This is a genomic window from Methanoculleus nereidis, assembly GCF_032944295.1.
Taxonomy (GTDB): domain Archaea; phylum Halobacteriota; class Methanomicrobia; order Methanomicrobiales; family Methanoculleaceae; genus Methanoculleus; species Methanoculleus nereidis.
The window spans coordinates 147,411-170,584 of record NZ_JABFFQ010000002.1 but is presented as its reverse complement, the minus strand read 5'-3'; the positions used below and the strand labels follow the sequence as shown (position 1 = coordinate 170,584).

Genomic DNA, 23,174 nt, shown 5'->3' with positions numbered 1-23,174 from the left:
CAGTCATGGAGAACCAGACGTTTGAAATTGTAGGCGCGTGTAAGATAAACAACGAATGGAAACCGTACCGCAAGGTCATCTGCGCCCCGAATGAGAACCAGGCAAAAGAGAAAATATTTGCGGATATCGGGAGCAAACACCGCCTGAAGAGAAGTTATATCACCATCGAGTCGGTTAACGTAGTAGCTGGTGAATGACGTGGACCAGGCAGATCCTCGCGAGATACAGACTCTTCAGATGTACCTGAACGAATACGGGCAGCAGATAGAACTCCTGACGCAGCAGCTTAGCATGATCGAGCAGCAACGTCTTGAATCCGCCGCCGCCATCGAGACCCTCCGGGCCATCCAGGAGAACGAGGACAGCCCTGTTCTTCTCCCTATTGGGGGCGGGGCTCTTCTTCGGGTGAAGGTGCTTGATGCCGGGCATGTCCTGGTGAATATTGGGGCCGATGTCTCGGTCGAGCGGGCCAGCGCTGATGCAGTGGAGTATCTAGAGGATCGGATAACCGAACTTGAGGCTGTGGCGAAGAAGGTCGCAGGCTCGGTCGAGCAGTTGCAGGGGCAGGCAACGGAGATCTCCCGGCGCCTCGAGGCGGCTTATCGGGGGGCCCGGCAGGCTCAGGCAGGCCAGGGCGGAAGTAGATAATGTTTGATTCCCTAAAGAAAAAACTTCAGAATATCAGGACAAAATTTGCCTCGAATATCGAGGAGGCTGCCGGTGCCGAACTGGAGCAGCCGGTTACGGAGTTGCCGGAGGGAGCGGAGGCTGTAGAGTCCGGCGTCACGCCTGCGCCTCCGGTCTCCGGGGAGGTTCCCGAGAAAGAGCGGGAAAAACCCACATTTTTCAAAAAAGTGAAGGTTCTTGTCCAGGAGCGGGAGGTCCTCCTCCGGGAGAAGGACATCGAGGAGCCGCTTTTTGAACTTGAGATGGTGCTCCTCGAAAACGACGTCGCACTCCCGGTCACGGATGAGATCATCGGCCGGATGCGAAAAGATCTCGTGGGGCAGCAGAGGAAGATCGGCTCCTCGGTCGATGACCTGGTTGCCTCCACCCTGCGGTCCGCGCTCTGCGGCGTGCTGGGGGAAGGTCTCGATCTCTCGCACTACATCCGCGAGCACGAGCGCCCCGTCAAGATCCTCTTCACCGGCGTGAACGGGACCGGCAAGACGACGACGGTCGCAAAGGTCGGCCATTACCTGCAGAAGAACGGCTTTACGGTCGTGATCGGTGCGGGCGATACCTTCCGTGCGGGTGCGATCGAGCAGATCCGGACCCACGCTGACCGCCTCGGGATCAAGACGATCCAGCACCAGGCGGGCGCCGACCCCTCCGCAGTCCTCTTCGACGCCGTCCAGTACGCGAAGGCGCATGATATCGACGTCGTCCTCGCTGATACGGCCGGCCGGTTCCACAACCGGGCGAATCTCATGAACCAGCTCGACAAGATCCGGCGGGTCATGAAGCCCGACCTCGTCGTCTATGTCGACGAGGCGGTTGCAGGGAACGATGCCGTCATCCGGGCAGACGAGTTCAACAAGGCCGTCGGCACCGACGCGGTCGTCCTGACGAAGGCGGATATGGATCCCAAGGGCGGTGCGGCCATATCGGTCGCGCATACCGTCGGAAAACCGATCCTCTTCCTCGGGACCGGCCAGGGCTACGACGATATCATGCCGTTTCAGCCCCGGGCCGTGGTGAACGAACTTCTCGGGGGTGAAGCCTGATGCTCGATAACCTTGGTACGTCCTTAAAAGATGCCGTCAAGAAACTCGCCGGCAAGACAGTGATTGACCGCGTGGCGGTCGACGAACTGGTGCGCGACCTGCAGCGGGCGCTCCTCTCCGCCGACGTCAACGTCAAACTCGTGATGCAGCTCTCCCAGGCGATCAAGCAGCGCGCCCTCGAAGAGGAGCCCCCGAAAGGGATGGGTGTCCGGGAGCACGTTCTCCGGATCGTCTACCAGGAACTTGTCCGGCTGATGGGAACACCGGGCGAGGTGGCGCTCGGGCCCCAGACGATCCTGATGGCGGGGCTGCAGGGGAGCGGGAAGACCACGACGACGGCGAAGCTCGCCCGCTACTTCCAGCGCAAAGGGCTGCGGGTCGGGGTGATCTGCGCCGATACCTTCCGGCCGGGTGCCTATGACCAGCTAAAGACCCTCTGCGACCGGATCAGCGTCCCCTGCTTTGGCGACCCGAACGAACCCGACGCGCTCAAGATCGTCCGCGAAGGCCTCCCGAAATACCGCAAGCTCTACGAAGTGATCATCATCGATACCCAGGGGCGGCACGCCCTTGAGGAGAACCTGATCGAGGAGATCGTCAACATCAACGAGATCTCGCACGCCGAGCACAGGTGGCTCGTGATCGACGCGGCGCTCGGCCAGCAGGCGAGCGAGCAGGCCCGCCGGTTCCACGAGGCGATCGGGATCGACGGCGTCCTGGTCACGAAGATGGACGGCACCGCGAAAGGCGGCGGCGCGCTCTCGGCGGTTGCCGAGACGCAGAGCGGTATCGTCTTCATCGGGAGCGGCGAGACGATCGAGGACCTTGAGCGGTTCGACCCGGACGGGTTCATCTCCCGGCTGCTCGGGATGGGCGATTTAAGAGCCCTCGTCGAGCGGGCGGAGGAAGCGGTCTCGGCCGAGGAGCTCGACGTCAACGCCATGCTCAAGGGGAAGTTCACGCTCCGGGACATGTACAAGCAGCTCGAGGCGTTGAACAAGATGGGGCCCTTAAAACAGATCATGAGCATGCTCCCCCTGGGCGGCATGCAGATCCCGGACGACGCCTACGACATCACCAGCACCAAGATGCAGCGCTACAGGGTGATCATGGACTCGATGACGCCCCCGGAACTCGACGACCCGTCGGTGATCGGGAGCTCCCGGATCCAGCGGATCGCCCGGGGCGCCGGGGTGACGCCCGAAGACGTCCGCGACCTCATCAAATACTACAAGATCATGCAGCGTGCCTTAAAAGGCATGCGCGGTATGGGCGGCGGCAAGTTCAACATGCAGCGCATGATGAAGAAGTTCGGTGGACCCAGTAGATGAAGCGGTTTGCCGTCGTGGGCCACCTTGCCGTAACGAGCGGCACCTTCAGCCTCAACGATCTGCCCGGAAGCGGCGGGAGGATGGACGTCCTCTGCCGCTGCATCAACTCTTCGTTCTTCCTCTCCCATGACCTCCGGCGCGACGTCGAGTGTTTCCTCATCCTCTGCGGAGAGCCCGGTCCTGAAAAGACCGTCCTCTTCCGCGGTGCCGAGGTCCGCTACCTCTCGCCGGACGAGCGGAGCAGCGCCGCCCTGATCAAGAAGGCGCTCTCGATCCCCTGCGGGGACGAGTTCCGGGAGTCGACTCCGGGCGTCTACGTCCGCCGCGGCGGGCTCGCAAGGCTCCTCGGGGAGATCTCGTTTGCGGTCCTCGACGAGGCGGGGGAGGATATCAGAACCGCTCCGGCGCTCCCGGAGTCCTGCATCCTCTCCGACCACCACAACTTCACCCCCGAGGAGCAGGCGCTGATGGCAGATTATGCCCGCTACTCGGTGGGGCCGCGGTCGCTGCATGCCGATCACACGATCACTGTTCTGTTAAACGAGATGGACCGGAGGGAATCCTGATGGATATCATCGAAGAGGTAGAAGCAATTCTTGGATACGGCGAAATCTGCAACCACTGCCTCGGGCGTTTCTTCGGCAAGCGGTCGTTTGGGCTGACGAACGAGGAGCGCGGCCGTGCGCTCCGGATCGCGCACGAGCTTACGGCAAACGAACCGCACCACGAACCGGACCCGGAGTCCTGCTGGATCTGCAGCGGCGAATTCTCCCGCATCGATGTCTGGGCGGCGAGGGTCGCCGAAGCGCTCGCCGGCATAGAGTTCGGCACGTTCCTCATCGGAACGAAAGTGCCGCCGCTTGTCACGGAGAGCGAGGAGATGGTCTGGAGCGATCTTGCCCTCCATGACCCCGAACCACTGAAGGCGGAGATGAACCGGGAGGTGGGCAAGGCCGTCTCGCTCCTCACCGGGAAGACGGCCGACCTGAAGAAGCCCGACGTTGTAGCGATCCTCGACCTCGCCGAGGACGCGGTCGAGGTGCAGGTGAACCCCGTCTTCTTCGCCGGCCGGTACCTGAAGTACGAGCGCGGCATCCCCCAGACCCACTGGGACTGCCGGGCGTGTCGGGGGGCCGGGTGCGAGAAGTGCAACTTCACCGGCAAGCAGTACGCCGATTCCGTCGAGGAACTGATCGGCCGGCCGGCGATCGAGGCTTTTAGCGCGGAGAACGCCGTCCTGCATGGAGCCGGCCGGGAGGATATCGACGCCCGGATGCTCGGGACGGGCCGCCCCTTCGTGATGGAGATCGAGGCGCCACGGAAACGGTCGGTGGACCTGGCTCAGCTCGAGGAGGAGATCAACCGGACTGCCGCCGGCCGGGTGGAGATTCATCTCGCCGGATGGGCGGACCGGAAGATGGTGCAAAGCCTTAAATCCGACAAAGCGCATAAAAAATACAGGATCCTGGTCGAGATCGACGGTTCTGTAACCCCAGATGAGTTCAGAGCGGCCCTCGATCAGTTAAAAGGTGTAACGATACGACAGCGCACCCCGAATAGGGTGTCACACCGACGGGCAGATAAAGTTCGGGAACGGCAGGTCCTCGATATCGGGTGTACGGGCGAAGAAGACGACAGATACTGGGTCGAAGTCGTCGGCGAAGCTGGCCTCTACATCAAAGAACTGATATCGGGTGACAGCGGCAGAACCCAGCCCAGCCTTGCCCAGATCCTGGGGCGCACCGCAAGTGTTGTCAGCCTCGATGTGGTGCTGGTCAAAACAGCAAACGAGTATGGTGAGTAATCATGGCACATCACAATGGACCACGCAAGAAGACGCGGTATAAGTTCAAGAAGGACCTCAGAAAACGCGGTATCCCCCCGGTCACCTCAGTGATTCAGAACTTCGAGATCGGGCAGAGGGTACACGTCGTGGTCGAGCCGAGTGTCCAGAAGGGCATGCCCCACCGGAGGTTCCATGGGAAGACCGGCACGGTCATCGGGCAGCGCGGACGCGCATGGGTGCTCGAAGTCAGGGATGGAGAGACAATAAAACAGGTGATTGCGAGACCGCAACATCTAAAAGCGCAGAAAGTATAACCCTCAGCAGTAGTGATTGGCATGAAAGTAAAACGGATCGTTAGCGAAGAGCGGATGCTGCTTCCCGAGCTGCGCGACACCCTCCTTTCCGTGGAGGCAGCCCGGCTTGAGTCAGAAGAGGAGATGTCATACGAACTTCGTAAGAGTATCGAGCATGCCAATCATCTCTCAAAGGCATCTTCCGAGAGGGCTCGCGCCCTTGTCGACGAGCTCATAAAACTCGAGAAGATGAAGGAAGAGATTGCCTATCGCATTGCGAACCTTATGCCGCGAACCCGGGACGAACTTCGGGCCATCTACGCCAAAGAACGGTTCAATCTCACGACGGAAGAGCTGGACGAGATACTTGACCTGGTAATGACCCACTTCTGATTGAAGGGGTGGTGCCAATGAAGACCGAAAAGAAAGAGGAGAACGCTGTAGTTATTGATATCCTCCCTATGGGATACGTTAGCGACCAGCGTCCTACTTACAAGCGCGAACCGGTTGTCCAGGCAGTCGGGGTGGACCAGTTCAAACTGCTCGAGCTCGTCCCGAAACCGGGTGCGGACATCCAGATCTACGACCGCGTCTATATCGGCGATGCGGAGCGGGAGAAGGTCGAACGTGTCAAGCGGCGGATCGGCTACGAAGACCTGACGGCGACCGCGAAGCTCGAACTGCCGTTCGTGGTCGAGCAGATCGTCCGCGAGAACGAGCTGCGGTTCGTCGACTTCTTCAACAAGTCCGTACCCATTACGCCGAAGTTCCACATGCTGCACCTGCTTCCCGGCATCGGGAAGAAACTGCTGTGGGAGATCATCGAGCAGCGCGGTAAGAAGCCGTTCGAGAGTTTCGCCGACATCTCCGGGCGGATCAAGTCGCTCCCGCACCCGGACAGGATGGTCGTCAGCCGGATCCTGCGCGAGATTGAAGATCCGGACGAGAAGTATCACGTCTTCACATCGAGATGAGTGCTCCGAAGGATCAGCACTTTCTCGTCGACCGAAGGGCCGTCGAGAAGATTGCCGGTTTTGTCGATGTTTCCGGCCGGAAGGTGCTCGAGATCGGTCCCGGCGAAGGGATCCTCACCCGCGCCCTCCTTGACAGGGGTGCGAACGTCATTGCGGTAGAGATCGATCCGGCTCTCGTGGAGGAGCTCGAGATCGCCTTTGCCGACGAGATCGAGGAGGGCCGTCTCGAGATCATCAGGGGCGACGCGAAGAGGGTGGATATCCCGCCGTTCGATATCGTCGTCGCGAACCTCCCCTATTCTGTCTCTTCGAAGTTAACGTTCCGGCTGCTTGCGATCGGGTTTGAGGTTGCGGTCCTGATGTACCAGAAGGAGTTTGCCCGGCGGATGGTCGCGCCGCCGGGAACGCCGAACGTCGGGCGGCTCTCGGTGATGGTGCAGACCTACGCCTCCGTAAAGCCGCTGCTTGATCTCTCGCCCTCCTCATTCCGGCCGAGACCACAGGTCCGGTCCTGGGTGGTCCGGATCACGCCGCACGAGCCGCCGTACCCGATCGCGGATCGTGAGGTCTACGCGGACGTCGTCCGGGTGCTCTTCTCCCATCGGAGAAAGACCGTCCGGAAGGGCCTTCGGAGCGGTAAGGACACATTTCCCGCCCAGGCGATCGAGCGGACGATCGCGGGGCTGCCCGACGACCTCCTGCAGCGCCGGCCCGAAGACCTGACGCTCGAGGAGTTCGCGCTGATCGCGAACACGATGAGCGGGAGTTAGGGATGCTTCCCGACCAGGTCTACCCGCCCGCTGAGGACTCATACCTCCTTCTCCGGGCGGCACTTGCCGAGGTCCGGCCGACCGACCGGGTGCTGGAGGTCGGGACCGGGAGCGGCTACGTCGCGGCCGGGCTTCTCGGCCGGGCGGCGGCGGTGGTCGCGACCGACATCAACCCTCATGCGGTGGCGTGCGCCCGCGGCCGCGGGGTAGCGGCGATCAGGACGGACCTCTTTTCGGGTGTCTCCGGCCCGTTCGACCTCATCCTCTTCAACCCCCCCTACCTCCCGACGGCTCCCGATGAGCGGATGGATGACTGGCTGGAGTACGCCCTCGACGGCGGGCCGACAGGAAGGGTAGTGATAGAACGGTTCGTCGCGGATGCCGGGAGAGTGCTCGCGCCCTTCGGAAGGATTCTGCTCCTGGTCTCGTCGCTGACGGATCTCGACGAAGTCCGGGACCTCTTCGCCCGTGCGGGGTTCGTCTCGTTCGTCGTCGATGAGGAGGCACTCGAGGGGGAGCGGCTCTACGTGCTCCGGGCGGCGCGGGACCTCTGCCGGATGGGGGCGTGATTTTCCGGGTAGCGGGTTCGAGTGTCGCACGGCGCCGCCTGCCGCCTGGATCCTCGGCCGGAAAATAATTCGCAAAACGGCATCTGCGGTTTTCTTGCGTGTTTTGATGAAAAAAGAGTGGCGAGTTCTTTCGGTCACACCGTCGAGGGCCGCTCGAACACCTCCTCAAACTCAAAGTGCGCGAACTCCGCGAACGGTGCATCTAAAATCCCTGCCGCGAGATCCTCTTTTGCAACGGCGAACGCACCCGCGTCCGGGTACGCGATGAAGGTGTACTCGGTGGTGCCCTGGTACTCCTCCGAGACGGACGCCGACTGCATGAGCGCGATCATCTCGGGCGTGCCGATGGTTCTCTCCTCCTTCCGGTAGCCGTCGAGGAGGGCGAGCATGTTCTGGTAGCGGTAGTCCTCGGGCCTGACTTCGGCGTGGTAGCCGTCCACCCGCTCGACGGCGGGGGGATGGGCGCCCCGGTAGAGGTAGTAGTTGTTCGCGATCAAGAGGCAGTCGTTCGGCTCGACGACGCCCGGTCCTCGCACCGCGCCGCCGTAGGAGTCCGTCTCGAAAGCCGCCGGGACGCTTCCCGTCCCGCTCCCGTAGGGTGCCGAGACCCCTGCGTTGTTCCCGCCGGTCCTGGTCCCGTTCACCTTCTCCCAGTAGGCCCACGCCCCGGCAACGTCGCTCTCGCTCTGGAGCGTATTCCTGTAGAGGAAGGTGGTGGGCATGAGATCGGTCGCGTTCCAGTCCGGGATCGACGGCGACGAGTGGGGCACGAGCACAAGGCCGTCCTCGTTCATGCCGTTGAACGTCCCGATGAACCCGGGCCAGTCTATCCCGACCGTGCGTTTCGCGCCCGGACCCGGGTCGGTCGCGATGACGAGCAGGCTGTTGACCGTGACCTTCCGCAGGTCGTTCTCACCGTCCATGTTCTTGCCGTGGATGATCCCGCCGGCGAGCTCGTCGTTCTCCGTCAGGTTGCCCCAGGCGATCGCGCTCGTGCAGAGGTGCGGCGAGACGCCGGCGTCGCCTGTTGTGGTGCGGTTGATGCCGAGGTCGCCCATGTAGAGGCCGTAGAGTTTGTAGTAGAGCATGAAGTCATACGTGTTCTCCGCGAGGAGGTCGTAGCGGGTGAGGTTCCGCGAGACCGACGGGAGGTAGAGATCCGTGCCGCCTGCGTTCATCCCGGCGAGCATGGCGTCGAGTTCGGCCATATACGTCGGGTTTGCCGGTGCCATATGCTCCTCTATGTAGGGGATGAAGAGGTCCTCGTAGTCGGCGGGCGACTGCATAAACGACTCGATCAGGACGTAGTCGATCCAGTCCCGGATTTGCGGGCCGCAGAGGTAGCCGTAGGCATACGCCCTCTCCTCCGGCGTTCCCCATACCTGGAGGACATGGCAGCCTTTCATGACGGCGAGCCTTCCGCCGCCGCTGCCGACGGCGATCTCCCGATCATCGTCGGGGTAGGGCGTCGGGGCGATGAGGGTTACATCGATCCCGGTCGCGGCGTTCCCCGGTGTAACGGCGACCCCGACGGGGGTAAGGTGCGACGGCGTGCAGTACCATCCGGTCGGGTCGCGGTAATCGAGGTGGTCGATCCGGCCGTCATCATCCGTATCCGCCCAGGCGTAGACGGTGTAGTTGCCCGGGGCGAGTCCGGAGATGACGTAATCGCCCGGCGCATCGAGCGCGGCAAAGCCGCTGACGTACTGCGAGCGCTCGGGATGCTCCCCGGTCTCCATAACCCTGATATCCGATGCCGTATACGCCGCGGCGTCGATCGCCGCAACGTAGATTGTTCCTCCCGCGTAATCCCCCGCCACACTCCCGGAGATGAAATCTCCACCTGTCGGGGTGGTGACGTTCGTGCAGCCTGCAGCGGCGATGAGGAGGATCACCACGCCGAGGACGCACACGGGCAGGTATGTGCGCAGAGAGCGCTCTGGTACCCGGTTCATTATTTTTTCTTCCAACGGAGGAGGATAAAATCGTATTGAAGTGTTCCTGTGTACGATACGTGCCGAAACGCGAGAATCCTGGTGAAATTTGCCGGTTATCGGTTTTTTAGGTCCTGGATGGTTCAAGAGTGAGGGGGCGGAGCGTGACGGCCTGCAGGACCTGCCGGGACGGCCCGTTGCCGAAGGTATGATGACGGGTGGAGGCGATACCTCTCACCGGGAGAACGTGCAGACAGCACGGAGGTGAACATCATGGCACACGCGTGGAACCCGGGCGACTACCACCGGCACTCCGCCGCCCAGCAGACCTGGGCGCATGAACTGATAGCAAAGCTCGCGCTTGCCGGCGATGAGCGGGTGCTCGATCTCGGATGCGGCGAGGGGAAGGTGACCGCGGAGATTGCAGCCCGCCTCCCCTCCGGCTCGGTACTCGGCCTTGACGTATCCCGCGACATGATCGCCTTCGCCCGGGAGCGCTTCCCACCGGAGCAGTATCCGAATCTCCGCCTCATTGAGGGGGACATGCTCGACCTGCCGTTCGATGAAGAGTTCGACGTCGTCTTCTCGAACGCTGCCCTGCACTGGGTCGCCGACCACGGCAGGGTCTTTCAGGGTATCGCCTGCGCTCTCCGGCCGGGGGGAAGGGTCCTCCTCCAGATGGGCGGGAGAGGCAACGCCGCGCCGATCGTCGCGATCGCGGACGAGACGCTCGCGGAGGATCCGTGGACGAGGCTCTTCGACGGTCCGGCCCCCTGTTACGCCTTCTACGGCGCCGAGGAGGAGCGTGAACTCCTGGAAGCGACAGGGCTCACGCCCCTGCGGGTCGAGTTGATCGGGAAAGACATGGCATTCGACCAGATTGACAGTCTCGCCGGGTGGATCCGAACCACCTGGCACCTCTACCTCGACCGGCTGCCCGAAGAGGCCCGGCCGGCGTTCATCGCCGGGGTGGTGAGCCGGTACGTGGAGAGGTTCCCCTCGCCCGACGGCCGGATCCACGTCCCCATGGTGCGCCTCGAGGTGGAGGCGGTCAAAGAGCCGGAGCCCTGACCCGGGTAGGCGGGTTGAAGAACGTCATCCGGGGGTAGTGACGGGGATCAGGAAGGTTGCCCCGGCCCCTCGCACCCTTCGGCCCGTCGCATTCGAAAACGCTTCGCGTTTTCTCACGCTCCTGCCGCTCGTGATGCTCACGCCAGTCGCGAGTCGCACCTGGCGGTGCTCCCGCTCCGGCTCTAACGAGCCATCGCGCACCGGAAAGTTATATATCCGGACACATGGTATTCGGGCAGCGTATGCGCATACGGGAGAAGACCCTGACGATCCTGCTCGTTTTATCGCTTGTTGCGAACGTCTCTCTCCTGGCTGTCGTTCTCGTGCCGGAAGACGAGATCTCCCCGGCCCTCTCCAAACCGGAGGTAGCCGACCCCCTCCCGACGCCGACCTTGATCCCGCTCTCTCTGGTGAGGGGGGCAGGGAATGGGAGTGCTGCCTCGCTGCAGGTGCCGGTCATCATCCAGACGGTCGAGGTCGATCGGGGCGGCCCGCTTCTCTACGAGGAGGTGACCGAAGAGGGGGCGATGGTGAACGTCTCGGTCGAAGTCGTGCCCGGGAAAGGAAGGGTGCTTGTCCAGACGACGCCCCTGATGGGGATAGCCTTTCAGGATGCTGCAAACCTTGCGGTCGTTGTCGCCGCCGACCATTCCCGTGTGAACCTCACGAGGAGCGACATCATCTTCAGCATCCAGGGGCCGGAGGAGGTCTCCGAGATCGACGGCCCCAGTGCGGGGGCACTGATGACCGCGCTGCTTCTCTCCGTGCTGGAGGACTTTCCGCTCAACGAGAGCGTGACCGTGACGGGAACCATCGATGAGAACGGGAGTATCGGCCCGGTCGGAGGAATCCTCGAGAAGGCCGAGGCCGCCGCAGGGAGCGGCAAAACGCTCCTGATCCTCTCTGACGAGAACAACCAGGTGTTTGATTACCGGGAGGAGGTCCGTTCGTTCGGCGGACTGCGAATAGCGCGGCAACGGCCGGTCGTCGTGGACGCAAAAGATTATATCGAGAAGTACCTCGGCATCCGGGTGAAGTATGTGGATACCATCGACGACCTGCTTGCCGATCTTCGTGCCCCCGTATCTGAGGCCGCCGGGGCTTCCTGACGACGGACGACCGCCGTGGGGGAGGCGCCTGTCGGAAAAAATGCTCCGAAGCCACGGTTGAAAGGGCTGATCCCGGCCGTCAGCAGGACCCGACTGAAGGGTATTTATTCTCTCCCGGGCCAAGTGTCCGGATAGCATGAGATCAGAGAGACTGTTGATCGCCGGGGTTCTTGTGGTTGCTCTGGCCGTTGTCGGGGCGGTTCTGCTGCCGGGGCTCTTCTCGCCGCAGCCACCCGATCCCGGCCTTACCCCCACCCCGGTGCCTGTCTCCGGGAACGGCACGTACGTCAACACCACCTACGGCTATGCTGTCACCTACCCGGAGGGGTGGTTCTACACCGAGTCCGGCGAGAGCGTATGGTTCTCCTCACCGGTTAAGCACGAGGAGGTCCGGGTGAACGCAATCCCGCTGAATGAGAACGCCGACGAAAAAGAGGTCCTTGAGGCCCTGAACGCGACCTACATAGAAGATCTCCGCGCCGGCATCGATGCCGAATGGGTCTCCACGACGAACACCTCCCTTGACGGGGTCCCGGCATACGAGTCGGTCTTCTCCGCCCCTATCGTCGAGGAAGACCGCTACACCTTCGTCATCCGGTACGCCGTCAGGGACAACGTCACCTACTCGGTCATGCACACGGTCTTCCCTCCGGAGTATGATATCTACAACGCCGACGCGGCCCCGGTGGCGGAGTCGTTCCGGTTCCTCTGACCTTTTTTTAGGCGCCCGCAAAACCGGTTCTCTGTCCCGCAGTGCTTCGTTCCGGCGGAGGTGGTTTCCCGAAAAAAAGGGATGGTTAGTAAGAGATTTGGAGTTAGAGGTGATTCGTTCGGCAGGACGTTTGGGGGAGGTTCCCCGTCACCTGATCTCTTCCAGCGGAATATCGGTGATATCTGGAGAGAGGGTCGCTTCGGGGGAGATATCGAAGTAGGGTTCGATAATCGGGTCGTTTTCACAATCGTGATACTGCGTCTCTCCACTCCGGGTCTTCATCCAGAGGCGAATCTGCTGGAGTAGTGTCACGTGGTTCAATCCTTTCGTCTGCAACGGGTGAGTCCCGCTGTGACATATAGCCGTTCTGATCTCCCGAGCATAAATCCATTATGATACGGGATTTTGCCCGGAGTGCCAATAATCTTTGACGAATTTCAAAAAAAGTTGTTTATTTTCCGTATTTACGGCAGAGGGCGTCGGATCCGGTCACCCCCGCCTGAACATCCTGTCAAGTTTCCGTTTGTCGAACGCTACTACCGTCGGCCTCCCGTGCGGGCACGTCCAGGGGGTCTTTGTACGGGCGAGTTGCGCGAGGAGGCGCTTCTGCTGATCGTGCGTGAGATGGGCGCCGGCTTTCACCGCCCCACGGCACGCGACGATGCAGGTGACCGCTTCCCGCCGGTCGGGAGCGGTTCGCGCTTCGTCGGCGAGGAGGTCTGCGATCGCCTCCCGGACAGTCCCGGGATCCTCGACCGCGCCGAGGGCGGCGGGCACCGCCCGGACGGCGAAGGTATCCCGGCCGAACTCCTCTACCACGAACCCGCCGTCCGCGAGGAGAGGGAGCGCGTCCCGGAGCGCGGCCGACTCCTTCGGGGGGAGCGAGAGGACGACGGGCATGATCAACTCCTGCGACCCGGACGCCGCGTCACGCTGTTCGACGACCTGGTCGTAGAGGATCCGCTCGTGGGCCGCGTGCTGGTCGATGAGGTAGAGGGTGCCGTCGGCCCCCTCCGCCACGATGTAGGTCGCTGCCACCTGCCCGATCGGCTCCATTGCGGGGAGGAGGTTCTCGCCGCCTTCCGTCTCCGTCCGGCGGAGCTGCTTATCAGAGAGGGTGAGTTCCCGGTGGCCGGCTGTGTAGGGCGCTCCGGGCTCGCCGGCCGCCGGGGCCGGTATCGGTTCGGGCTCCTGCACCGCGATCTGCTGCTGCACCGGCTCGGCCGGCGCTTCGCGTGCGAGGTCGTGCCCGGCGAGAGCTTCCTCGACGGCGGCCGCGATCGCTCCTGTGATCTCCCGCTCCCGGGAGAGGCGGACCTCCCGTTTGGTCGGGTGGACGTTGACGTCCACGAGGCCGGTGTCGATCGAAAGTTCGATGAACGCCACCGGGTATCTGTCCTTTGGGAGGAGGGTGCCGTAGCCCTCCCGCACGGCGGCGGCGATCTGGCGTGAGGCAATGCTTCTGCCGTTGATACTGACGGAGATCTGCGAGGGGCTCCCCCGGCTCTCCGATGGCCGGGAGATGTAGCCGCCGATACGGAGGAACGGAAGCCTTCCCTCGACCGGGACGAGCGAGCGGGCGAGTTCTGCGCCGTAGAGGCCTGCGATGGTGTTTAAGAGCCCTTCCGATCGCTGGGTTGCCACCCGTTCTTTCCCATTGTGCACCACCCGGAAGGCGACCTCGCCGTGGGCGAGGGCCAGGTTCTCCACGGCCCCGTAGACGTGGGCGAGTTCGGTGTTCCTGCTCTTTAAGAACTTCCGGCGGGCGGGGGTGTTGTAGAAGAGGCGTTCCACCGCGATCGTCGTCCCCTCCGGGGCCCCGACCTCGTTCTTCTCCACGATCTCGCCGCCCCTGACCACCAGCCGCGTCCCGGCGAGCGCTCCCCCTCCCCGCGGGCGGGTGACCAGGGTCACCTCTGCGACGGCGGCGATGCTCGCGAGCGCCTCCCCCCGGAACCCGAGGGTGCGGACGGCACAGAGATCGGCAATATCCCGGATCTTGCTCGTCGCGTGGGGGGTAAACGCGAGAGCCGCCTCCTCCCCGGTCATGCCCTCGCCGTTGTCGGTTACCCGGATCTTCGTGATCCCGGCCATATCCGATGCGACATCGACCAGAATGCTCGTCGAGCCCGCGTCGATCGCGTTCTCCAGGAGCTCCTTCACCACCGACGCGGGCCGCTCCACGACCTCGCCGGCGGCGATCTGGTTCACGGTATCGGGGTCGAGGACCCGTATCTTCGTCATCGTTCGGCGTCCCTGCCGTTTGCAATCCTCTGGAGCCTGCAGAGGGTATTCAACGCCTCGATCGGAGTCATCTCGTTGGGATTCAGGCCTTTGAGTTCTTCGACTGCCGGATTCTCCTCCACGACCCCCTCACCGGGGTCGACGAGGAGCATCTGGGTGTAGCGGGGAGCCCGCACCCCGGCCGGAAACTCCCGCGTCGACGCCTCCTTCAGGAGCTCCATCGCACGGTCGGTCACCTTCTTCGGGATGCCTGCAAGGTGGGCGACGTGGACGCCGTAACTCCTGTCGGTCGCGCCGGGGATGATCTTACGGAGGAAGACGACGTCCTGCCCGGTGTCCTTCACGGCGAAGTGGAAGTTCTTCACCCGCTTGAGCGTCCCTTCGAGGTCGATCAGGTCGTGGAAGTGGGTCGCAAAGAGTGTCCGGGGACCGGCGACCGCTTTCCCGTGCAGGAACTCCACCACCGCCCGGGCAATCGAGCACCCGTCAAGCGTGCTCGTCCCCCGCCCGATCTCGTCGAGGACAATAAGGCTCTGCGGCGTCGCGTTATTCAGGATATTCGCGAGTTCCAGCATCTCGACCATGAACGTGGACTGGCCGGAGGCGAGGTCGTCGAACGCCCCCACCCGGGTGAAGACTCTGTCCACAATCCCGACGGTGGCGTGCCGGGCCGGGACGAAACTCCCCATCTGGGCCATGATGCAGCAGAGCGCCACCGCCCGCATATAGGTGGATTTGCCTGCCATGTTCGCCCCTGTGATGATCATGATCTGGTCGCCGGCGGAATCAAGTTCCGTGTCGTTCGGAACGAACGGCACCGGGAGGTGCCGCTCCACTACCGGGTGGCGGCCGTCGCGGATGACGGTCCGGCCGCTTTCCTCGATCACCGGGCGGGTGTAGCTGTAGCGGGCGGCGACCTCGGCGAGCGCCGCATAGACGTCGAGCAGCCCCACCGCCCGGGCGGTCGCCTGGAGGCCGGCGACCTCCGCTGCGAGCGTCCGGACGAGTTCGGCGTAGATCTCCGCCTCGAGGGCGGTAAGTCGGTCTTCGGCGTTCGCGATCATCGCTTCCTTCTCCCGGAGGTCGGGGATCGTGTAGCGTTCGCCGTTCGCGGTTGTCTGCCGCCGCTCATACTCCGGCGGCACCAGGTGCAGGTTCGGTTTCGTCACCTCGATGTAGTAGCCGAAGACCCGGTTGTAGCCTACCTTGAGCGACTTGATCCCGGTCCTCTCCCGCTCCTGCTGCTGGAACTCCGCGATCCAGTCCTTCCCGGTCGTCGCAAGGTGCCGGAGTTCGTCGAGTTTGGCGTTGAACCCCTCGCGAATCATCCCGCCGGCCAGCGCACGTGCCGGGGGGTCGTCCACGATCGCCCGGCCGATGAGGTCCGTAACCCGGGCGTGGTCGCTCATGGTATCGAGGACCTTGCGGACCCGCACGGGTGCGTCGGCAGGGATGAGTGCCTTTACGTCCGGGATGGCGCAAAGAGACTCCCGGAGCGTCGCGAGATCCCTCGGCCCGGCGTTCCCGTAGGCGATCCTTCCCGCTATCCGCTCGATATCGACGAAGTCGTCGAGCGTCGCACGAAGTGCCTGCCTCTCAAGCGCGTGGTCGAAGAACCACTCCACCGCATCGAGCCGTGCCTCGATAGCGCCTTTCCCGAGCAGAGGAGCGATCAGGAACGACCGCATCGTCCGGCTCCCCATCGACGTCTCCGTGGCGTCGAGCGCGGCAAGAAGGGTGTTTGCGTCGCCCTCCCCCCGGATGCCCGCGGTGATCTCCAGGTTCCGCAGGGTGATTGCGTCGAGCGCCATGTTCCCCGACGGAACCCGTGTCGAGAGCCCCGAGATGTGGGAGAGGGGCGACTGCTGTGTATCCTGGGCGTAGCGGAGCGCCGCTCCGGCCGCGGCGATTGCCCCCGGTATTCCCGCGCACCCGTAGCCGTCGAGCGTTGCCGTCCCGAACTGCCCGCAGAGCCGCTCGTATGCCGCGTCACTCTCGAAAGCGTCGTCACGGTAGCGGCTCACCGTCACCCCGAGGGCTTCGAGACGGCCGGGGAGCCCGTCGCCGAGGCTTTCGGGGACGATCACCTCCATCGGCCGGTATCTCACGGCCTCCGAGACGATATCGGCATAGTCGCGCCCGCCGCTCCCCGCGGAGACGAAGAACTCGCCGGTGGAGACGTCCAGGAACGCGAGCCCGAAAGTCTCTTTCCGGTCGGGAGCGACCGCCATCAGGTAGTGGGCGCCGGCCGAGGCGAGCATCGAGGAGTCGATCAGGGTTCCCGGGGTGATCACCCTGGTGACGTCCCGCTTCACCACGCCTTTTGCGGTCTTCGGATCTTCCACCTGGTCGCAGATCACCACCTTGTAGCCCTTGTTCACCAGGCGGGCGATGTAGCCGTCGGCGGCGTGGTGGGGAACGCCCGCGAGCGGCATCCGGTCGCCGTTCTTATCCCTGCCCCGGGCCGTCAGGGTGATGTCGAGTTCCCGGGCCACCACGCCGGCGTCCTCGCCGAAGGTCTCGTAGAAGTCCCCCATCCGAAAGAAGAGGACGGCATCGGGGTATCGGGCCTTCGCTGCATAGTACTGCCGCATGGCCGGGGTCGGTCCGTCGGTCATCGCTTCTCCTTATAGAATCCGCATAAAGTCACATAAGGGTACTGTCCCGGGGAAACGGCCGGAAAGGGCTCAGATTTGCTGCACCACTCCGGCGGCCTCCGGCAAACTACATACGTCCGGAACGCGTACCAGGAACACGATACTGTATGTCGGCGACTATCGCAGAAAAGATATTTTCTCAACAGTGCGGCAGGGCTGTCCGCGCGGGAGAGGTTGTGATGGCACCCGTGGATGCAGCGATGATCCACGACATCACCGGTCCCCTGGCGGTTCGGGTCTTTCGCGAGATGGGTGGAGAGCGCGTCTATGATCCCGAACGGATCATTATGCTCTTCGACCACCAGGTCCCCGCCGACTCGATACCGGCTGCCGAGAACCATGTCTTCATGCGGCGGTTTGCGGATGAGCAGGGGATCCACAACTACGACCTCCTCGAAGGCGTATGCCACCAGGTCGTGATGGAGAAGGGGCGGGCGGCTCCGGGCGAGATCATCGTCGGGACCGACTCCCACACCTGCACCTACGGCGCGGCGGGGGCGTTTGCGACCGGCATCGGTTCGACCGATATGGGGTTCGTGCTGAAGTTCGGGGCGCTCTACTTCCGGGTGCCCGAGAGCATTCTCGTCGAGGTCGAGGGCGCGTTCGGCCGGAGGGTCGGGGCGAAAGACCTGATCCTCTCCCTCGCCGGCGATATCGGCGCCGACGGGGCGACCTACATGGCGCTCGAGTTCACTGGCCGGGCGATGCGCGAGATGAACATGGCGGGCCGGATGACCTGCGCGAACATGGCGATCGAGATGGGGGCAAAGGCGGGAATCGTCCAGCCCGATGCAGCCACCTGGGACTACGTGACCGCCCGCCGCGATATCGAACCGTTCGACCTTGCCGGCGATCCGGACGCGGCCTATCGGGAGCGCCGGCACTACGACGTCACCGACCTCGCCCCGCAGGTCGCCGTCCCCCATAACGTCGACAACGTCGTGGATGTCGGAGACGTCGCCGGGACGAAGGTAGACCAGATCTTCATCGGCTCCTGCACGAACGGCCGCTATGAAGACCTCTTCGAGGCTGCGGAGGTGCTCGGTAACGCCGATCGCTTCGCCGACGGTGTAAGGGTGATCGTCATCCCGGCCTCGCGGACCGAGTACCTCAAGGCCCTCCGGGCGGGACTGATCGAGCGGTTCGTCGAGGCAGGGGCCCTTGTGGAAGCCCCCTGCTGCGGTCCCTGCATGGGCGGGGCGTTCGGGCTCCTCGCTCCCGGCGAGGTCTCGCTCTCGACCTCGAACCGGAACTTCCGGGGCAGGCAGGGGAGCGCGCAGGCGTTGGTCTACCTCTCCTCGCCGGCGACGGCAGCTGCGAGCGCCCTCTACGGGGAGATAACCGACCCGAGGGAGGTGTGAATCATGCGAGTCTGGAAGTTCGGCGACGATATCGATACGGATGCAATCATACCCGGGCGGTTCCTCACCATCTACGATCCGGTGGAACTTGCGAAGCACGCGTTCGAGGGGACGAGGGACGAGTTCGCAAAGGAGGCGCGGGAGGGCGACATCGTCGTCGCCGGAACTAACTTCGGGTGCGGCTCATCCCGCGAGCACGCGCCGCTCGCGCTCCTCGGCGCCGGGGTGAAGGTCGTGGTCGCGAAGTCCTTTGCGCGGATCTTCTACCGCAACGCCGTCAACACCGGGCTCCTGCCGCTGGTCTGTCCGGAGGCGGATGCTATCCGGGACCGCGACACCCTCACGGTGGACGTCGCCGCCGGCTACATCGAGGTGAACGGGAAGCACCTCGCCGTCGAGCCGGTGCCCGGGTTCCTGAAGGAGATCGTCGATGCCGGCGGCCTGGTGGCCTACGCGAAAGACCTGGATGAGGTGGAGACATGCAGCACCGGGTAGCCGCAGTCGGCGGAGACGGGATCGGCCCCGAGATCGTTGCGGCGGGAAAGGATGTCCTCGACGCCGCGGGAGAGCGCTACGGGTTCGAGATCGCGTGGACGGACTTTGATATCGGGGCCGACCGCTACCTCGCGACCGGTGAACTCCTCACCGAGGATGATATCCGGGAACTCTCGAAGTTTTCCTCGATCTACTTCGGGTCGATCGGCGACGACAGGGTGAAGCCCGGGATCCTCGAGAAGGGCATCCTGCTTGCGATCCGGTTCCACTTCGACCAGTTCATCAACCTCCGGCCGATCAAACTCCTCGACGGCGTCACGACGCCGCTCGCGAACAAGCGTCCGGAGGATATCGACTTCGTGGTGGTCCGGGAGAACACCGAGGACTTCTACGTTGGTATCGGCTCCCGGTTTGCCGGACGGCGGGAGGAAAAGACCCTCGAGGTCGTCCGCGACATCTACCACGTCAGGTTCGGCCTCGACGTCGAGACCGACGCCGACGAACTTGCCTACCAGATCGGTGTCGTCACCCGGGAGGGCGCAGAGCGGGCGATCCGCTACGCCTTCGATCTCGCCGGGAGGAGGGAGAAGAAGGTCACGTCGGTCGACAAGGCGAACGTCCTCTCCGATGTCTACGGCCTCTGGCGCGACGTCTTCACGGACGTCGCCGCCGGGTACCCGGACGTTGCAACGGAGTTCAACTTCGTCGACGCCGTCACGATGTGGTTCGTCAAGAACCCCGAGTGGTTCGACGTCGTCGTCACCCCGAACATGTTCGGCGACATCATCACCGACCTCGGCGCCATGATCCAGGGCGGGCTCGGGCTCGCCCCCGGCGGGAACATCAACCCCGCGGGGACCTCGATGTTTGAGCCTATCCACGGCTCCGCGCCAAAGTACCGCGGGCAGGATGTCGCAAACCCGCTCGCCACCGTCTGGGCGGGCTCGATGCTCCTCGACCACCTCGGCGAGCACGAGGCGGCGGCGGCAGTCCTCAGGGCAATCGAGAGGAGTATCCTCGAGGGATACGTAACCCGGGATATGGGCGGCGCGAAGAAGACGAGCGAGGTCGGGCGCCACCTTGCCTCGCTCGTGAGGACGGTGTAGGGCCGCCGGTAACTGCAGGCGCCTTCCGGGGCGTTTCCCCGGATCCTGTCTTTTATATCCCCGTACCACCATGATCTTGTAGACCGATGCAAGAAGAGCAGCAAATACCGTGCGAGAACCCGCTCTGGCCCTGTGCGATGACCGGGGCGGTCGCCTGTCTTTCGGGGTTCGAGGACGTCGCCGTCGTCGTCCACGGTTCGAGCGGATGCTACTTCTACCCCGCGTCGCTCGTCGGGGTTCCCATCTACGGGACGTTCCTCGTCGAGAACGAGGTCATCTTCGGCACGGAGTCCCGCCTCGCGGAGGTGATCCGGGAACTCGTTGGCCGCTACGCCCGGATAGCCGTGGTCAACACCTGCGTGCCGGCGATCATGGGCGAGGATATGGCCGACCTTACCCATGAGGGGCAGGTTCTTTTCGTCGACAGCCCCGGGTTCCTCGGCGACCTCGAGGCCGGGTACCGCCGGGCGCTCGATACGGTCGGGCCGGAGGTCGACCCCGACGCCCCCGGCGTCAACATCGACGGCATCTGCCGCACCGATCCCTTCTGCCGGGGGAACGCCCTCGAGGCGCGGCGCCTGCTCAACCTCGCCGGTGCTCCCGTCGCCACCACCTTCTGCCTCGACCGTTACGCCGCGACCCGCCGGGCGGCGCCGTTCACGGTCGGAACGAACCCGGATCTTGCAAGCGGCGTCGGGACCTCTTACGGCTCGCTCCTGGGCCTCGATGCCGTCGGCGAGACCTTCGAGCGGCTTGGTGCCGTTATCGACGGCGTGGATGCCCGTCCGGTCATGGATGAAGTTGCGTGGGCCGATGCCCGGCTCAGGAAGGCCTGCGAGAAGTACCTCAGGAGGTTCGACCCTCCCCGGGTGGCGATCGCCGCCGGAAGCGCCTACGCTGCGTTTGCCGCCGATCTCCTCGACCGGTATCTCGGTGCCGAGATCGCCTGCGTCGCCACCCGGAACGGTTCCGGCGCATCCGGTGACGGCGTCACCCATACGACCGACTTCTCGGTCATCCAGGAGATGATCCGGGACGCCGAACCCGACCTGATCCTCGGCTCCTCCTACGAGGCGGCGCTCTCCCCCGGCGCCGCGTTCGTCGGGCTGACGCCCCCGCTCAGGGACAGGGTCACGCTCTCCTCCCATGCGGTCGCCGGGGTGGAAGGGGCGCTCCGGCTGATGGAAGAGGTGCTCAACACCTGCATCAACCGGAACCGGCGCCCGGGGAGCGAGAGCACGCCCCTATTCTAGGAAAGCGTCAATACTCCCGCTGCCGGATCATCCATGCCAGGATCGGGACACACAGGAGGGTACTGGCTCTTTTTACTCTTCACGACGAATATTGCGCCATGGACCTGACGATCAGGGAATACCGTGACGAGGATTTCCAGGCGGTCTGTGCTCTCGAGCGGGAGAACAGCCCGGGAGACTGCAAGCCCGAGGTCTTCGTCCGACAGGCCGGCGCCCTCTTCGGCGACACCTTCCTGGTTGCGGAATGCGACGGGCAGATCGTCGGCTACACCATCGGGGCTCTCGTGCAGCACCAGCGGGCAACGGGCTGGATCATCCGGTTGGTGGTGGCGGAGCGCTACCGGCGCCGGGGATTCGGGGAGAGCCTCGTTGCCGCTGTTATCACCGGTCTCCGGGAGCGGGGAGCGTATGAGGTCTACCTCTCGGTCGCGCCGGAGAACCACGCCGCCCGGGCGCTCTACGAGAGGCACGGCTTTTTGGAGACGGACTTCTTTCCGGCCTACTTCGGCGAGGGAGGCGATCGCTGTATCCTCCGAAGAGACCTCACCGGCCGGCAAGATTTAATCTGTTCCGATTGAGATCAGTGCGATACCATGTCCCTCACCACCTACCGCATAGGGGAAGCGTTCAAACCGGTGCCGCAGTTCCGGTCGTACCTCTACGCGTCCCTGATCCTGGCCGTCGTCGTCTTCGTCCTGCCGTGGCTCGCTCCCATCGTCATCTTCAGCCGGCTGCCCGTCGCTCTCGCCTTCACCGTCCCGGTGCTCGCCATCGTCGTCTTCGTCGCCTACTGGATACCGCTCTACCACGAGAGCATCGTCTACCGGCTCACCGTCACCGAGGTGACCTGGCAGCGCGGGGTCTGGTTCCGGCAGACGGGGATCGTCCCCTACAACCGGATCACGAACGTCGATATCGCCCAGGGGCCCCTGATGCGGTTCTTCTCCTTCTCGGCGGTCAGGGTGCAGACCGCGGGGTACTCGGCGCAGGCCCGGGCGGAGATCGTCCTCAACGGGATAGCGGACCCGAAGGATCTTCAGGAGAAGATCATGAACTTCGTGCGGACTACCAGGCCGGTCGCCGCGACCGGGGGCGAGCCAGAAGAGGGGCCGGCAGCCGATGCCGTGGTGGAGGAACTCCGGGCGATCCGGCGGTTGCTGGAGAGTCGGCAGGAGCGGTAAAGACTGCCTTTAAAATACCGGGAGGTGGTGGAGGAACTACCTCCCGATAACAATGTCCCGCTTGATGACCAGCACTGGCTGGCGGGCGTTCTTGATCACGTACTCCGAGACCGTCCCGAGCAGGCGGTCGCGGATGTTCGACCGGCCGTGGGAGCCGATGACGATGAGCGAGGCTCCTTCCGCATCGGCCGCGGCCACAATCTCCTTCCCCGGGCTGCCCACAGGCGTCCGGACGGTCACTTTCACGCCCCGCCTCTCAAGCGCCCGGCGGGTATCGAGGATCCGGTGCTGGATCTCTTCCCGAAGCTGGCGCTGGGTCTCGGTCTCCTGGTCGGGAACGGTCCCGAGGAACCCCTGCCCGCCTGAAGCGATCAGCGTGATGTCCTTTGAGTCGATGACGTGGACAAGGACCACCTCCCGGGTTCCGGCCTCCTGCAGTGCGGGGATGTAATCCAGCACTTTCATGGAGGGTTCTGAAAAGTCTGTGGGAAACAGGATGCGTTCAAACATGCGATGATACTCACTCCTGTATTCCCTCTCCGCGCATCGGATATTTAACTTGCGGGGGTGAAGGGGGTGGAGCGGGAAGTCCCCGGTCGAG

The 23,174-nt window shown here is 63.7% G+C and carries 25 protein-coding genes; 20 read left to right on the top strand and 5 right to left on the bottom strand.

Features of this window, described 5'->3' with window-relative positions; translation table 11 throughout:
* The first annotated feature begins 5 nt into the window (after positions 1-5).
* The 11 genes from rpl18a to HL657_RS05235 are packed head-to-tail and all read left to right on the top strand — an operon-like array spanning position 6 to position 7,450.
* A complete protein-coding gene (gene rpl18a, locus HL657_RS05285) occupies positions 6-197 on the top strand; it encodes a 50S ribosomal protein L18Ae (protein ID WP_317295784.1) in 192 nt (63 codons plus the stop codon).
* A complete protein-coding gene (gene pfdA, locus HL657_RS05280) occupies positions 190-648 on the top strand; it encodes a prefoldin subunit alpha (protein ID WP_394804642.1) in 459 nt (152 codons plus the stop codon). Before rpl18a ends, pfdA begins: the two co-directional genes overlap by 8 nt.
* Positions 648-1,727: a signal recognition particle-docking protein FtsY gene (ftsY, locus tag HL657_RS05275; protein ID WP_317295783.1), complete on the top strand. Its 1,080-nt coding sequence runs from the start codon at positions 648-650 to the stop codon at positions 1,725-1,727. The genes pfdA and ftsY overlap by 1 nt, the downstream gene beginning before the upstream one ends.
* Positions 1,727-3,058, top strand: a complete 1,332-nt coding sequence (locus HL657_RS05270; RefSeq protein ID WP_317295782.1) for a signal recognition particle protein Srp54 — start codon at positions 1,727-1,729, stop codon at positions 3,056-3,058. The genes ftsY and HL657_RS05270 overlap by 1 nt, the downstream gene beginning before the upstream one ends.
* Complete coding sequence (gene trmY, locus HL657_RS05265) at positions 3,055-3,624, top strand: tRNA (pseudouridine(54)-N(1))-methyltransferase TrmY (protein WP_317295781.1); 570 nt, start codon at positions 3,055-3,057, stop codon at positions 3,622-3,624. Before HL657_RS05270 ends, trmY begins: the two co-directional genes overlap by 4 nt.
* Positions 3,624-4,862 (top strand): tRNA pseudouridine(54/55) synthase Pus10, encoded by a 1,239-nt coding sequence (locus tag HL657_RS05260; protein ID WP_317295780.1) that lies wholly within the window; start codon positions 3,624-3,626, stop codon positions 4,860-4,862. Before trmY ends, HL657_RS05260 begins: the two co-directional genes overlap by 1 nt.
* Before the next feature lie 2 nt (positions 4,863-4,864).
* Positions 4,865-5,158, top strand: coding sequence for a 50S ribosomal protein L21e (locus HL657_RS05255; protein WP_214019624.1), 294 nt, complete (start codon positions 4,865-4,867; stop codon positions 5,156-5,158).
* Between the two features lie 21 nt (positions 5,159-5,179).
* A complete protein-coding gene (locus HL657_RS05250) occupies positions 5,180-5,530 on the top strand; it encodes an RNA polymerase Rpb4 family protein (protein WP_317295779.1) in 351 nt (116 codons plus the stop codon).
* A gap of 17 nt (positions 5,531-5,547) precedes the next feature.
* Positions 5,548-6,111 (top strand): DUF655 domain-containing protein, encoded by a 564-nt coding sequence (locus HL657_RS05245; RefSeq protein ID WP_317295778.1) that lies wholly within the window; start codon positions 5,548-5,550, stop codon positions 6,109-6,111.
* Positions 6,108-6,881, top strand: coding sequence for a 16S rRNA (adenine(1518)-N(6)/adenine(1519)-N(6))-dimethyltransferase RsmA (rsmA, locus tag HL657_RS05240; RefSeq protein ID WP_317295777.1), 774 nt, complete (start codon positions 6,108-6,110; stop codon positions 6,879-6,881). Before HL657_RS05245 ends, rsmA begins: the two co-directional genes overlap by 4 nt.
* Positions 6,882-6,883: 2 nt before the next feature.
* Positions 6,884-7,450, top strand: coding sequence for a HemK2/MTQ2 family protein methyltransferase (locus HL657_RS05235; RefSeq protein WP_317295776.1), 567 nt, complete (start codon positions 6,884-6,886; stop codon positions 7,448-7,450).
* Between the two features lie 134 nt (positions 7,451-7,584).
* Here HL657_RS05235 and HL657_RS05230 read toward each other — a convergent pair whose 3' ends face one another.
* Complete coding sequence (locus HL657_RS05230; RefSeq protein ID WP_317295775.1) at positions 7,585-9,405, bottom strand: C45 family peptidase; 1,821 nt, start codon at positions 9,403-9,405, stop codon at positions 7,585-7,587.
* Between the two features lie 252 nt (positions 9,406-9,657).
* Here HL657_RS05230 and HL657_RS05225 point away from each other — a divergent pair, with 252 nt between their 5' ends.
* The 3 genes from HL657_RS05225 (at position 9,658) to HL657_RS05215 (ending at position 12,276) form a co-directional block, all read left to right on the top strand.
* Positions 9,658-10,455, top strand: coding sequence for a methyltransferase domain-containing protein (locus tag HL657_RS05225; protein ID WP_317295774.1), 798 nt, complete (start codon positions 9,658-9,660; stop codon positions 10,453-10,455).
* A 242-nt stretch (positions 10,456-10,697) separates the two neighbouring features.
* Positions 10,698-11,564: a S16 family serine protease gene (locus HL657_RS05220; RefSeq protein ID WP_317295773.1), complete on the top strand. Its 867-nt coding sequence runs from the start codon at positions 10,698-10,700 to the stop codon at positions 11,562-11,564.
* Positions 11,565-11,700: 136 nt separating this feature from the next.
* Positions 11,701-12,276 (top strand): PsbP-related protein, encoded by a 576-nt coding sequence (locus HL657_RS05215; protein WP_317295772.1) that lies wholly within the window; start codon positions 11,701-11,703, stop codon positions 12,274-12,276.
* A gap of 147 nt (positions 12,277-12,423) precedes the next feature.
* On the opposite strand, the gene HL657_RS05210 is transcribed toward HL657_RS05215, so the two are convergent.
* The 3 genes from HL657_RS05210 to mutS all read right to left on the bottom strand — a co-directional run bounded on the left by HL657_RS05210 (position 12,424) and on the right by mutS (position 17,138).
* A complete protein-coding gene (locus HL657_RS05210) occupies positions 12,424-12,588 on the bottom strand; it encodes a hypothetical protein (RefSeq protein ID WP_317295771.1) in 165 nt (54 codons plus the stop codon).
* Positions 12,589-12,765: 177 nt separating this feature from the next.
* The gene (gene mutL / locus HL657_RS05205; protein ID WP_317295770.1) at positions 12,766-14,520 is read right to left on the bottom strand and encodes a DNA mismatch repair endonuclease MutL; all 1,755 of its coding nucleotides are present in this window, start codon (positions 14,518-14,520) and stop codon (positions 12,766-12,768) included.
* The gene (gene mutS / locus HL657_RS05200; protein WP_317295769.1) at positions 14,517-17,138 is read right to left on the bottom strand and encodes a DNA mismatch repair protein MutS; all 2,622 of its coding nucleotides are present in this window, start codon (positions 17,136-17,138) and stop codon (positions 14,517-14,519) included. Before mutS ends, mutL begins: the two co-directional genes overlap by 4 nt.
* 146 nt (positions 17,139-17,284) lie before the next feature.
* Here mutS and HL657_RS05195 point away from each other — a divergent pair, with 146 nt between their 5' ends.
* From HL657_RS05195 to HL657_RS05170, 6 genes are all read left to right on the top strand, one after another.
* Positions 17,285-18,538 carry a 3-isopropylmalate dehydratase large subunit gene (locus HL657_RS05195; protein ID WP_317295768.1) on the top strand — a complete coding sequence of 418 codons (1,254 nt, stop codon included), beginning with the start codon at positions 17,285-17,287 and terminating at the stop codon, positions 18,536-18,538.
* A gap of 3 nt (positions 18,539-18,541) precedes the next feature.
* Positions 18,542-19,033, top strand: coding sequence for a 3-isopropylmalate dehydratase small subunit (locus HL657_RS05190; protein WP_317295767.1), 492 nt, complete (start codon positions 18,542-18,544; stop codon positions 19,031-19,033).
* On the top strand, positions 19,018-20,139 hold the full coding sequence (locus HL657_RS05185) for a 3-isopropylmalate dehydrogenase (RefSeq protein ID WP_317295766.1): 1,122 nt from the start codon (positions 19,018-19,020) through the stop codon (positions 20,137-20,139). Before HL657_RS05190 ends, HL657_RS05185 begins: the two co-directional genes overlap by 16 nt.
* An 86-nt stretch (positions 20,140-20,225) precedes the next feature.
* Positions 20,226-21,392, top strand: coding sequence for a nitrogenase component 1 (locus HL657_RS05180; protein ID WP_317295765.1), 1,167 nt, complete (start codon positions 20,226-20,228; stop codon positions 21,390-21,392).
* A gap of 98 nt (positions 21,393-21,490) precedes the next feature.
* The gene (locus tag HL657_RS05175) at positions 21,491-21,970 is read left to right on the top strand and encodes a GNAT family N-acetyltransferase (RefSeq protein WP_317295764.1); all 480 of its coding nucleotides are present in this window, start codon (positions 21,491-21,493) and stop codon (positions 21,968-21,970) included.
* A 15-nt stretch (positions 21,971-21,985) separates the two neighbouring features.
* Positions 21,986-22,573, top strand: a complete 588-nt coding sequence (locus tag HL657_RS05170) for a PH domain-containing protein (protein WP_317295763.1) — start codon at positions 21,986-21,988, stop codon at positions 22,571-22,573.
* Positions 22,574-22,609: 36 nt separating this feature from the next.
* On the opposite strand, the gene HL657_RS05165 is transcribed toward HL657_RS05170, so the two are convergent.
* Complete coding sequence (locus HL657_RS05165; RefSeq protein WP_317295762.1) at positions 22,610-23,083, bottom strand: universal stress protein; 474 nt, start codon at positions 23,081-23,083, stop codon at positions 22,610-22,612.
* Positions 23,084-23,174: the final 91 nt, after the last annotated feature.

Bases quoted from the DNA above. Each gene is read 5' to 3' on its own strand.
- rpl18a (WP_317295784.1), top strand. From the start codon at position 6: ATGGAGAACCAGACGTTTGAAATTGTAGGCGCGTGTAAGATAAACAAC.
- ftsY (WP_317295783.1), top strand. From the start codon at position 648: ATGTTTGATTCCCTAAAGAAAAAACTTCAGAATATCAGGACAAAATTT.
- HL657_RS05270 (WP_317295782.1), top strand. From the start codon at position 1,727: ATGCTCGATAACCTTGGTACGTCCTTAAAAGATGCCGTCAAGAAACTC.
- trmY (WP_317295781.1), top strand. From the start codon at position 3,055: ATGAAGCGGTTTGCCGTCGTGGGCCACCTTGCCGTAACGAGCGGCACC.
- HL657_RS05260 (WP_317295780.1), top strand. From the start codon at position 3,624: ATGGATATCATCGAAGAGGTAGAAGCAATTCTTGGATACGGCGAAATC.
- HL657_RS05255 (WP_214019624.1), top strand. From the start codon at position 4,865: ATGGCACATCACAATGGACCACGCAAGAAGACGCGGTATAAGTTCAAG.
- HL657_RS05250 (WP_317295779.1), top strand. From the start codon at position 5,180: ATGAAAGTAAAACGGATCGTTAGCGAAGAGCGGATGCTGCTTCCCGAG.
- HL657_RS05245 (WP_317295778.1), top strand. From the start codon at position 5,548: ATGAAGACCGAAAAGAAAGAGGAGAACGCTGTAGTTATTGATATCCTC.
- rsmA (WP_317295777.1), top strand. From the start codon at position 6,108: ATGAGTGCTCCGAAGGATCAGCACTTTCTCGTCGACCGAAGGGCCGTC.
- HL657_RS05235 (WP_317295776.1), top strand. From the start codon at position 6,884: ATGCTTCCCGACCAGGTCTACCCGCCCGCTGAGGACTCATACCTCCTT.
- HL657_RS05230 (WP_317295775.1), bottom strand. From the start codon at position 9,405: ATGAACCGGGTACCAGAGCGCTCTCTGCGCACATACCTGCCCGTGTGC.
- HL657_RS05225 (WP_317295774.1), top strand. From the start codon at position 9,658: ATGGCACACGCGTGGAACCCGGGCGACTACCACCGGCACTCCGCCGCC.
- HL657_RS05220 (WP_317295773.1), top strand. From the start codon at position 10,698: ATGCGCATACGGGAGAAGACCCTGACGATCCTGCTCGTTTTATCGCTT.
- HL657_RS05215 (WP_317295772.1), top strand. From the start codon at position 11,701: ATGAGATCAGAGAGACTGTTGATCGCCGGGGTTCTTGTGGTTGCTCTG.
- mutL (WP_317295770.1), bottom strand. From the start codon at position 14,520: ATGACGAAGATACGGGTCCTCGACCCCGATACCGTGAACCAGATCGCC.
- mutS (WP_317295769.1), bottom strand. From the start codon at position 17,138: ATGACCGACGGACCGACCCCGGCCATGCGGCAGTACTATGCAGCGAAG.
- HL657_RS05195 (WP_317295768.1), top strand. From the start codon at position 17,285: ATGTCGGCGACTATCGCAGAAAAGATATTTTCTCAACAGTGCGGCAGG.
- HL657_RS05190 (WP_317295767.1), top strand. From the start codon at position 18,542: ATGCGAGTCTGGAAGTTCGGCGACGATATCGATACGGATGCAATCATA.
- HL657_RS05185 (WP_317295766.1), top strand. From the start codon at position 19,018: ATGCAGCACCGGGTAGCCGCAGTCGGCGGAGACGGGATCGGCCCCGAG.
- HL657_RS05180 (WP_317295765.1), top strand. From the start codon at position 20,226: ATGCAAGAAGAGCAGCAAATACCGTGCGAGAACCCGCTCTGGCCCTGT.
- HL657_RS05175 (WP_317295764.1), top strand. From the start codon at position 21,491: ATGGACCTGACGATCAGGGAATACCGTGACGAGGATTTCCAGGCGGTC.
- HL657_RS05170 (WP_317295763.1), top strand. From the start codon at position 21,986: ATGTCCCTCACCACCTACCGCATAGGGGAAGCGTTCAAACCGGTGCCG.
- HL657_RS05165 (WP_317295762.1), bottom strand. From the start codon at position 23,083: ATGTTTGAACGCATCCTGTTTCCCACAGACTTTTCAGAACCCTCCATG.